The 10,450-nt window shown below is 59.3% G+C and carries 9 protein-coding genes and 2 pseudogenes; 6 read left to right on the top strand and 5 right to left on the bottom strand.

What is annotated here, in order from left to right; translation table 11 throughout:
- Window positions 1–138 precede the first annotated feature (138 nt).
- Genes PACILC2_RS29010 through PACILC2_RS23555 form a run of 4 tightly spaced genes read right to left on the bottom strand, consistent with a single transcriptional unit; the run spans window position 139 to window position 3,864 of the window.
- Window positions 139–1,266, bottom strand: a complete 1,128-nt coding sequence (locus PACILC2_RS29010; RefSeq protein WP_307860700.1) for a penicillin-binding transpeptidase domain-containing protein — start codon at window positions 1,264–1,266, stop codon at window positions 139–141.
- Window positions 1,242–2,186 (bottom strand): penicillin-binding protein 2, encoded by a 945-nt coding sequence (locus PACILC2_RS29005; RefSeq protein WP_307860699.1) that lies wholly within the window; start codon window positions 2,184–2,186, stop codon window positions 1,242–1,244. The genes PACILC2_RS29010 and PACILC2_RS29005 overlap by 25 nt, the downstream gene beginning before the upstream one ends.
- A gap of 58 nt (window positions 2,187–2,244) precedes the next feature.
- Window positions 2,245–3,393, bottom strand: coding sequence for a transglutaminase domain-containing protein (locus PACILC2_RS23560; RefSeq protein WP_213531231.1), 1,149 nt, complete (start codon window positions 3,391–3,393; stop codon window positions 2,245–2,247).
- 27 nt (window positions 3,394–3,420) lie between these two features.
- Window positions 3,421–3,864 carry a hypothetical protein gene (locus PACILC2_RS23555; RefSeq protein ID WP_244863799.1) on the bottom strand — a complete coding sequence of 148 codons (444 nt, stop codon included), beginning with the start codon at window positions 3,862–3,864 and terminating at the stop codon, window positions 3,421–3,423.
- 176 nt (window positions 3,865–4,040) lie between these two features.
- On the opposite strand from PACILC2_RS23555, the pseudogene PACILC2_RS23550 reads away from it, so the two are divergent.
- The 6 genes and pseudogenes from PACILC2_RS23550 (at window position 4,041) to PACILC2_RS23530 (ending at window position 9,231) form a co-directional block, all read left to right on the top strand.
- Window positions 4,041–5,233: pseudogene (locus PACILC2_RS23550) on the top strand (MFS transporter).
- Between the two features lie 119 nt (window positions 5,234–5,352).
- Window positions 5,353–5,469: a sporulation protein YjcZ gene (locus tag PACILC2_RS27605; RefSeq protein WP_244863798.1), complete on the top strand. Its 117-nt coding sequence runs from the start codon at window positions 5,353–5,355 to the stop codon at window positions 5,467–5,469.
- Between the two features lie 172 nt (window positions 5,470–5,641).
- Window positions 5,642–5,997 (top strand): annotated as a pseudogene (locus PACILC2_RS23545) (ribonuclease M5).
- Window positions 5,998–6,218: 221 nt separating this feature from the next.
- Window positions 6,219–7,025, top strand: a complete 807-nt coding sequence (locus PACILC2_RS23540) for an SDR family NAD(P)-dependent oxidoreductase (protein WP_213531229.1) — start codon at window positions 6,219–6,221, stop codon at window positions 7,023–7,025.
- The gene (locus tag PACILC2_RS23535) at window positions 7,022–7,804 is read left to right on the top strand and encodes an SDR family NAD(P)-dependent oxidoreductase (protein WP_213531227.1); all 783 of its coding nucleotides are present in this window, start codon (window positions 7,022–7,024) and stop codon (window positions 7,802–7,804) included. The genes PACILC2_RS23540 and PACILC2_RS23535 overlap by 4 nt, the downstream gene beginning before the upstream one ends.
- Window positions 7,805–7,842: 38 nt before the next feature.
- Entirely contained in the window at window positions 7,843–9,231 is a 1,389-nt protein-coding gene (locus PACILC2_RS23530; RefSeq protein WP_213531225.1) for a mandelate racemase/muconate lactonizing enzyme family protein, read from the top strand.
- 104 nt (window positions 9,232–9,335) lie between these two features.
- On the opposite strand, the gene PACILC2_RS23525 is transcribed toward PACILC2_RS23530, so the two are convergent.
- Window positions 9,336–10,349 carry a mannonate dehydratase gene (locus tag PACILC2_RS23525; RefSeq protein ID WP_213531233.1) on the bottom strand — a complete coding sequence of 338 codons (1,014 nt, stop codon included), beginning with the start codon at window positions 10,347–10,349 and terminating at the stop codon, window positions 9,336–9,338.
- Window positions 10,350–10,450: the final 101 nt, after the last annotated feature.

Below are 10,450 nucleotides of genomic sequence, written 5' to 3'. Positions count from 1 at the left end.
ATCGTTATTAAATATATTTTTGTTGTTATAGAGATATCATTCTTTTTAAACCAAAAAAAGAGCATTCCTCATTACAAGGAAATGCTCTATAGCTTTAACCATTCAATTTATCGTAAAACACAAACAATATCGCTGGACTCATTCCGCCGACTCGGCGTTGTCCGCTCCGGCCGCCTTCGTCGTGCTGCCGGACTTCGAGGCGCCCGCCGGTTTCGTAGGATTTTTCGGCTTGCCGTAAAAACCGATCTCGTCGTCATAAGCTTCGAAAATTTTACGGACGATCGGCGCCGCGCCCTGCCCGCCGAAGCCGCCTTCCGGCACGACGACGGCGACCGCAAGCACCGGATCGTCCGCCGGCGCGGCCGCGATGAATACGGCGTTGTCGACGATCTTCCCGGCCACGCTCTGCTCGGACGTACCGGTCTTGCGCAAGAACGGGTACGGAAAGCCTTCGAACCCTGTTACCTTGACCCGGCGCATCCCCTGCTCGATTTCCTCCCAATAGCTGTCCGGGAAATCGATGGTGTTCAGCACCACCGGTTCGAAGCCCTGCACAAGATTGCCGTTCGCATCGCGGATTTCGTTCACGAACTGGGGCTTCATCCGCTTGCCGCGGCTGGCTAGCGTCGCCGCGTATTGGGCCAGCTGCAGCGTCGTATAGCGGCCCTGCTGGCCGAAGGACGCCTGGACGAGCGCCGACTGCACGCTTGCCGATTTGGCCTCATTGAAATATTCAATGATACCCTTCAACTCGTTATGCAATCCGCTTTCCGTCGAGACGCCGAGACCGAACTGCTTCATGTAGCTGTCCCATACTTTTACGCCTTCGTCGCCTTTATACTTCATGTACAGCGCGTTGCCGACCATCTCGGCCATGAACGGGTTGGACGATTTCTCGATCGCCCGGGCCGGGTCCATCATGCCGTAAACCGCCCCCCGGGCGTTGCGAATCGATCTCCGGTGAATTCCTTCCTTCCCGTAATAGAAGACGCCGTCGTCGTTATAATAGGTGTCGGTCGTAAACAGCTTCTCGTTCAGCCCGATCAGCACCGTCAGCGGCTTGATCGTCGAACCGAGCGGCACAAGCGAAGAGGGGTGCTTGCCGTAGTCCTCTACCGGCTGATACACTTCCCGAATCGTCCCGTTCTCCATGAAACGTTGGAGTCTATTCCAATCTTCGGTCAAAATGCTGCCGCCTTCCCAGACGTTCGGATCGTAATCCGGCATGCTGGCCATCGCGATCACTTTGCCCGTTTTGACCTCCATCGCCACCGCGTAGCCGGTGCGGGCGTTCGCCCCCGGCCGTTCGGGGTCGACTGCAGCGCCTTCAGCTGGTCCATAATCGCCTGCTCGGTGCGCAGCTGCACCTGTTTGTTGATCGTCAAATACAGATCGTTGCCCTGCTCCGGGTTCGTAATTTGCACCGGGCCGATAATGCGGCCCGCGGCGTTAACCGGGTACGTCTTCAGCCCGTTCTTGCCGCGCAGCTGCTCCTGGTACATATATTCGAGCCCGTCGAAACCGACCTGCTCGTCATCCAAATATTTCAGCCGCGGATCGGTTACATTATCCATATTTTTGTAGAACGAAAGATCTTTTGCGCCCTTGAATTTCTTCAAGTAACCGATCAGTTGCACCGCCACCGTATCTTTATCGTAATGGCGGATGCTCTCCTCGACGATGTCGATCCCTTTGAACTGATCGCGGTTTTCCGCGAAGTAGGCGATCTCCTCATTCGTCAGCCCGGACTTGATCCGTCTCGGCACCGAAATCGTGTTCCGTCGGAATGTCAGGTCCATATTCTCGATGATTTCCTCGACCGTCATCGCCTTCTCCGGATCGCCGTATTTGTCGAACACCTCTTTCAGACGGCGCGCGAATTGTTCTGCTTCGTCGTTCTTGAATCCCGGCTCGATCTGAAAATAGAGCGACTGCGTCGAGGTCGAATAAGCGATCGTCTCCCCGGTCGAATCGTAAATATTGCCCCGGATAGGCGGAATCCGGACGTCTTTGGTGCTGATTTTATCCTGCGCGGCCTTCAGCGTCGGCCCTTCGACAAATTGCAAAATGGCGAGGCGCACGATCAGGATGCTGAACAATACGAATGTGGCGAAAAAAAACAGGTTCAGCCGAACGGAGAATTGCCTGCGGTGGGCAATCTCCTTCTGTTGCGGATCTTCCTGCATGCCGCTGTACCTCCTCTCCCGTTATCGTCTCCATGGCGGATAACATCTTGCCGTTCTTTTAGGCGCCGCGAATATGCGTCTCATCGAAGTTCGGCGGATTGAACCAGTTACCGGACGATGCCCAGGTTGCGTCCAGCGGTATCCACCGTCCGTCGTCGACCTTCACTTCGTTCCAGGCATGCGGGCCGAAGCCTCCCTGCCCGTCCGCTCCCAATCCGGTCACGACGCGCGCCTCGAGCCCCGCCGCCCTTGCCATCAAAGCGTACAGGCGGGCCGTATCGATGCAAACCCCTTTGCGGTGCTCGAACGTATATTGGGGCGTCTGTTCCTTCCAAATGCCGCGTTCCTCGTAATTTCGCGCTTTTTCCCAATCATAGGCGATGCGCGTGCCGAGCCAGTTGTAAAGCGCCTTTGCCTTGCCTTCCGCCGTCCGCTCGTCCTTCGTCACCTGCAGCGCCGCGGCGGCGATATCGTCCGGTATGTTGTAATCGATAATTTCGTATTTGCGCTGCAAAATCCGCTGGAATTCCTCTTCCACCGCTTTCGTCAGCACGGGCCCCCGGTCGGCCAGCATGCTGCCGGCGACCGGCTGCAGCAGCCGTTCCGACGCCTCTCCGTACAGCGGCGAGGATCGTATCCCTTCGGCCAGCGGACCGCCCGGCACAAGCGAGACGTAGATGAACAGCGCGGCCAGCAGCACGAGCGATCTTCCCGCGCCGTGAACCGCCCCGATCAGCGCCCCCGCGGCCCGGCTGGCGAGCGAGCCGGCCGGGCGTTCCTCCTCGCCGTCCCGATCGCCGGTAAGCCGCTCGAACAGGATATGGGCGAGCGGGGTAAGGAAGCTGCCCGCGAAACGCAGCAGCCAGTAGCTGACCAGAAACAGAATGCCGAAACGAAGCAGGGTGAAGTCCCGCATGCCCGTCAGCAGCGTATACCACAACTGCGCAAGCGCGCCGAGCTCCCCTTCCGGCACCGTTACCCGCGCCGCCAGCCAGCGCTGTGCGGCAGGCGACCATGCTGCCGCAAGGCGCGCGGCCGCAAACAGGAATACGACGACGAGCAGCGCTTCCCATATAAAGAAGAAGAGGCGCTTCGCGGAACCCGATGCGCCTCTTCGCATGCCTTGGACGAGCGAGCCGAGCAGGAGCAGCAGCACCACGACCGCCACAGGTTCCCATTGCGTCAACGCCTGCACGAAGTGTGTCATGCTGTTACCTCCTACAACAAAACCAGGCTATACGTTCTGCTTCGCCTTGTCGATCAAATCGCGAATCGTATCGTCAATCTTCCACGTTCCGAGAGGAGCGCCGCGAAACGACACCTTCACTTCATTCTCTCCCAGGACGCCTTGCAGCTCCAGGTTGTCCGTCTTTACCGTAAACGTGCCGTCCCCGTTCTCGATGTATGTCGCGTTGAGCGCTTCCCCGACCATCGCGTTGAGCGCTTCCTGCTTGACCGTGCCGGTCACCTTCTCGCCGATAGACTTCAAATCTTCCAGATTGTAGCCGCTGTACACGACGACCGCGATGACGACAACGGCAACGAGCAGCCACTTGACCACCGTCTTGACGATGCCGACGATGACAAGCAGCAGAATGAGCGCGATGACAAGAACGAACCAGTTCTCCTCGAAAAAGCGGCTCCAGGTTGCCCAATCGTAATTGAAATCGAAATTCACAATCGCTTCCCCTCCATTATACCGCGTACGAAACACGATTACAAAACATTATACCTTACGTCGTCGGCCGGCGTAAATGCGCACCGCAGGCCGTTTCCCGCGTCCCAGACATATTCGCCGAAAACGGGCGTACAAGTAGTAGTAACTGTTTGTACAAGGCAAGGGAGGAAACCGGCTTGAAAACCGCCGTATGGCTTTATCTGTTCCTGTTCGTGGCGTTCTTCGACCTGCACGCCCAGTACCCGATTTTGACGCCTTTCGCCATCTCGCTCGGAGCCGCGCCGTCATTCATCGGACTGATGATGGGGCTGTATTCGATTACTCACCTGCCGGGCAACCTGATCGCCGGCTACGGCGTCGACCGATACGGCAGCCGGCTGTTTATCGTGTTCAGCCTGCTCACCGCCGGCGCCGTGCTCATCGTTCAATCCCATGTCACCAATCCGTGGCAGCTGCTCGTGCTCCGGTCCGTCAGCGGTTTCGTGCTCGCCTTCCTGTCGCCCGCTTGCATGGCGCTGCTCGCCCGGATTACAACCGACCGCGTCCGCCAAGGCAAGCTGATGGCCGGCAACGGATTCATCCATACGCTGGCATCCGTCGTTTCTCCCGCCGCCGGCGCCTATCTGGTCGCGCAAATCGGCTTTACGGCAGCGTTTTACGCGCTCGGCTGGATTCTGATCGCCACCGCGGTCTGCGCGCTCTTCTTCATTCGCGACATTGCCCCTGCAACGGCGGACGCTTCCGCTTCTTCCGCAGCTCCGGCCGAATCCGCTTCCGATCCGGCCGCGAAGCCTTCCGATAGCGGCGGCAAGCTGCGCCGGGAGGCCGGCATCCCTTGGCCGGTCTTTCTGCTGCCGGTGGCGACCAGCTGCGCGCAGGGCATCCTGTCGTTCGAGCTGCCGCTTATGGGCCAAACCCCGATGCGATGATGACGACCGGCCTGCTCTTCTCCGTCGTCAGTCTCGGCGCCCTGCTGACGCTCAGCATGCTGTTCCTGAACCGGCTTTCCCCTTACTACCGGACGCTGTGGGGGACGCTGCTGCTGGCGGTCTGCTACTATACGATTGCGGCGGACTTCCCGGTTCCGCTCATGGCCGTCCTGTTTATCATCGGAATGGGCAAAGGCGTCATTTTCCCTGCACTGTCGTCGCTCCTCATCGAGCTAAGCGGCGGGAAACGGTACGGACGGACGTTCTCCGCGCTGTCCATCGCTTTTTCGGTCGGCGCCTTCATCGGCCCGATGCTTGCGGGACATCTTCGGGAGCAGATTTCGTCCTACTTTATCGCGTTCGCCGTCCTGATGCTGGTTGCGGCCATCCTGCCGCTGTGCGTCGGACGTTCGATATCCGCACGGACCCATTTTTCGTGATACTGGGTAAACGCATAGGGCTATTTCACTTCCCGTACATACGATATGGTGTCGGGTGACCTATGCGAACGCATAGAGCCATGACCTCTCAACTTACGAAAGGGAGGAGTGACAACACGATGTCTCATGTCGGTGGTGCCGGATACGGCGGTGGTCTTTGGACTTCAACGGGCACGATTCTCGTCCTGTTTATTCTGCTGGTTATTGTATTCTGCGGTTGTTTCGGATTTTTCTAAAGTAATAAGGGTCAAAACAGTGCCGCTCCGGCCCGTGAACACGTACGGCTCTCCTTTGGGAGAGCTTTTTTTTTGAAACCTGTCGGCAAATCGGGTACACTAGCATCATTAAACGCCGGCAAAAACGTTGCGCTTGCATCGAAGCCGAACTGAAAGCCAAAGGGGGAGCGGAATGGATATTGTCGTCATCGTGGAAGGAAAAACGATCGCGCCCGGCTGCGGCGTCTGTTAAGCGCCGAAGTCGAAGTTTTCTGCACCTACGGAACGCCGGGCACGCGCCAGCTGGAAAAGCTGCGCAAGGCGGTGGGCGACCGCCACGTCTATCTGTTCACCGACAACGACGCATCCGGCAGGCGCATCCGCGGCATGTTGCGGGATCTGTTCCCCGATGCCGAGCATATCTACACGCGTAAAGGCTATCCCGGCGTCGAGAACACGCCGGACGAATATTTGATCGCCCAGCTCGAGAAGGCGGGGCTCGAAGAATATATCCTCTACCCGCCCGGCCAACCCGTTTCATTCTCTTGAAGCGGCAGCCGTGCTTGCAGATTCGGCACGGCTTCGGCACCTATCTCCTCATGTCCCTCGTCAACTCCGCGAAAGCAAATCTGCAAAAGCAACTCCGCGAAAGCGAAAAAAAACAAACAAAATCGTAAATTTACGGCATCGCCAGCGAGGGTCGTACTGACTAAGATGAAGTTGCGGCCGCCTTTCAACCAAACCGGCGTTCAGCCGCATGGAGGGGATCGATGAAACTGCGTGATAAAGTCGTCATGATCGCCGAAGCCGGCAGCGCATCGGGCATGGCGCTGATCGACCGTTTCGCTCCGGAAGGCGCGCGCTTCATCCTGAACAGCGAAGCGGGAACGGACGCCCTCGTACCCGCTCTCGAGAAGCTGCACGCCGCCGGCTGTCCGGCGATAGCCGCCGGCGCCGATCTGTGCAGCCCCCGCGAAACAGCCGCTTTGCTGGACCGGGCCGAGCGCGAACTGGGAACGGTCGACGTGCTCATTCACAACCGCCGGGCCGTCCGGCCGGCAATGGTGGAAACTTGCGACGAGGAGCGGTTCCTGTCCGTCCTGAACGCCAACGCCAAGTCGGCTTTCGTCGTCACGCAGGCGGTCGGACGGCAGATGGCCGCGAAGCGGTCCGGCAAAATCGTCTATATCGGCTCCATTCATGCCGAGAAGCCGACGGGCGCTTCGTTCGCGTACAGTGTGTCCCAGGGGGCCATCAAAATGCTATGCCGCGAAGCGGCGCTTGTACTTGGCCGTCACGGCATCAACGTCAACCTGATCGAGCTCGGTCCGCTCGAAGGCGACGACGTGCGGTTCCGCAGCGGCATCTCCGCCCTGTACGAAGATTACCGCTACAAAGTGCCGAACGCCGTATTGGGCACTTATGCCGACGTTGCGAATCTCGCACTCTACCTCTCATCCGCTGAGGCAGACTTCCTGAACGGGGCCGACGTCCGGCTGGACGGCGGATTTCTGATGCATTATATGGACCATAAAATGAAACGGCCTCAACATGAAACGACGGGAGGTGCGCCATGAAGTTGACCGGCAAAACCGCCCTCGTCACCGGGGCCGGAACGGGAATCGGCCAGGGCATCGCCGTGGAGCTGGCCAGGCGCGGCGCGCAGGTGGCGGTTCATTACAACCGGAGCGCCGACGGCGCGCTCGAGACGAAGCGGCGGATCGAGGAGGCGGGCGCAAGCTGCATGCTCGTACAGGCGGATGTGGCGCATAAGCCGAACATCGACCGGATGGTGCGGGAAACTGTCGACCGGTTCGGGACGGTCGATATTTTGATCAATAACGCCGCCATGCAGCTCAATTACGATTTGTTCGAATATGACGAGGAACAGTTCGACCGGATGATGGCCGTCAATCTGAAAGGCTACTGGCAGTGCATCCAGGCCGTCGTTCCCTGTATGAAAGCCCGGGGTCAAGGCCGGATCGTCAACATTTCGTCGGTTCACGGCAAAAGGCCGACCGATTTCGACCCGGTCTACGCCATGACGAAAGGCGGCATCCGCATGCTCGGGAGGGAAAGCGCGATCGAGCTGGGGAGATACGGCATTACGGTCAATACGGTCGAACCGGGCGCCGTCGACGTCGGCAAGCGAAGCTCCATGCGATCGGCCCCGCCGCCGCCCGCGAACGTTGCGAAGCCGAAATCCCGCCCGCGCGACATCCGCCGCAAATTCCCGCTCGGCCGCATCGGCTTGCCGGGCGACGTGGCCCATCTTGTCTGCCATATCGTCTCCGACGAAAGCGAATTTCTAAACGGCGCGGCCATCCGTCTCGACGGGGCCAGCATGCTGCTGTAGCTTATACGCCATCATCCCGCAAAAGGAGTGAAGTCCCTTTGCCCAAGAATGAAACGTATGAGGAAACGCTGAATCATGTCAATACGTATTCGAGTCCTTCCGAGCTCCGCATTACCGATATCCGGTTCACCGACATCGTGGGCGCCCCTTTCCACAGCAGCCTGATCAAAGTGTACACGAATCAGGGACTTGTCGGCTTCGGCGAAGTGCGCGACGGCGCGGACAAGGTGTACGCCCTTATGCTGAAAAGCCGGCTGCTCGGCGAAAATCCGTGCAATATCGACAAGCTGTTCCGGCGGATCAAGCAGTTCGGCGGGCATGCCCGCCAAGGCGGCGGCGTAAGCGGCATCGAGATCGCGCTCTGGGATTTGGCCGGCAAAGCGTACGGCATTCCGGTCTATCAGATGCTGGGCGGCAAATTCCGCGATAACATCCGTATGTACTGCGACACGGACGTCACCGGCAAAAATACGGGTACCGCGATGGGCGAAGCGCTCAGGAAACGGATGGACGCCGGCTTCACCTTTCTGAAGATGGATCTCGGCATCGGCCAGCTCATGAACGAGCCCGGAGCGCTGAGCGCCCCGCTCGGCTTTCTAGAAGAGATGAAAGAATTGTCCCGGAGACGCTACAATCCGGACCGAAGCGGGCTGTCCGAGGATGAAATCCGCCAGTTGCGAAACCGCCATTACGATATTTTCAATATTGCGCATCCGTTCACCGGCATCCACATTACGGAGAAGGGGTTCGATCTGCTGGAGCAGTACGTAGCGGAAGTGCGCGCCGTAATCGGCTATGAGGTGCCGCTTGCGATCGACCATTTCGGCCATATCGGTCTGGAAGACTGCATCAAGCTCGGCCGCCGTGTCGACAAGTTCAATCTGGCCTGGATGGAAGATATGCTGCCGTGGCAGTATACCGAGCAGTACTCCAGACTGGCGCGAGCGGTGACGACGCCGGTCTGCACCGGCGAGGATATTTATTTGAAGGAAAATTTCAAGCCGCTGCTCGAAGCGGGCGGCGTATCCGTCATCCATCCGGATGTTCTGACGGCCGGCGGCATTCTGGAGACGAAGAAAATCGGCGACATGGCCCAGGACTACGGCGTCGCGATGGCGATCCATATGGCGGAAAGCCCGATCGCCTGTCTGGCGGCGGCGCATGTCGCCGCGGCGACGGAAAATTTCCTCGCTCTGGAATACCATTCGTGCGAGGTGCCGTGGTGGGACGATATTATCGTAAGCGGCAAGCTGCCGAAACCGCTCGTCCGGAACGGATTTATGACGATCACGGACGCTCCGGGCCTCGGCATCGACGATTTGAACGACGATGTGCTGGCCGAGCATCTTCATCCGGGCGTGCCGGGCATCTGGGAACCGACCGACAATTGGAACGACTTTTATTCGAACGACCGGCTGTGGAGCTAGCGGACGGCGGCGGGTCACGGCGGCCGAAAGACGGCCTGCCGGCAACGGCCGGTGCGGACAGCGATACCGCACCGGCCGTTTGTGGTTTGCCGTTAGCCGGACCTTCAGGAGCCGGCCGTACCGGCTGCGGCGCCGGGAGACGCCTGCGGTACGGTCCGCAGCTTGGACGCCGCCTCCATCAGCCCTTTGATATAGCCGACGCCGAACAGCCGGCCGAGCAGCTCGTACCCGGGATTCGCGTTGTCCTCCCCTTCCATCGTCGGCACATGATCGGGTCTCGCCGGCCCGTCGAAGCCGATCTCGACATATGTCCGCATCGCCTCCAGCATATCGGTCTGGCCGTCGTCATGGAACGTCTCTTCAAACTTCTCCGCCGTGCCGCGCACGTCGCGGAAATGAACGAAGAAAATTTTGTTTTGCCGGCCGAAGCGGCGGATGACGGCCGGGATGTCCTCGCCGGCGGTCGCCAGCGTGCCCTGGCAAAGCGTAATGCCGCTGCTAGGGCTCGGTACGAGATCGATCGCCCGCTGCAGCGCATCGGCGCTGCGCAGAATGCGCGAGACGCCCCGGATCGGCGAGATCGGCGGATCGTCCGGATGGAGCGCCAGCTTCACGCCGGCTTTTTCGGCGACCGGCACGATCCGTTCCAGAAAATAGCGCAAATTGTCCCACAGCCGCTCTTCGGTGACAATGCCGGCCTCGGTAAGCGGCGCGTCCCGCATCAGGCTATGGTCATAGCTCGAGACGAGCGCCCCGCCGCGCGTGCGGGTCGTCGTCGACGTGCGGAACCAGTTGAATTGCGCCATGAAGTTGTAGCAAAGCACCGGTATGCCGGCCGCGCCCATGTTGACGATCAGCTCCCGGAACGTCTCGATCTCCTCGTCGCGTCCCGGCGTACCGAGCTTGATATTGTTGCTCGGCGGCATCGACTCGATGACATTCAGCGTCAGACCGAAATCGGCGAACCGCTGCTTCATCCGGATAAGCGGCATCAAATCCCAGGGCTTCTCGCCCTTCTCCTCCCACGGCAGCCCGCTGACGGCGTAATCGACGCCCATCTGCCTGGCAAGATGCCATAAGCGGCTCGGTTGAGACGGGAAAAACTCGGCCAGTTGCATCATACGAACACCTCTTTCTTCATTGTTAAACGGACGGTCACAGTGGTTTCTTATACCGCGAAAAGACGCCGATTCGAACACAGTAGTCCTTATACCGCAAA

Origin of the sequence: Paenibacillus cisolokensis, from assembly GCF_018403665.1 — a bacterium.
Lineage (GTDB): Bacteria > Bacillota > Bacilli > Paenibacillales > Paenibacillaceae > Paenibacillus_AH > Paenibacillus_AH cisolokensis.
Note: the sequence above shows the minus strand (reverse complement) of the source record. Positions and strands in the feature narration are given on the sequence as shown.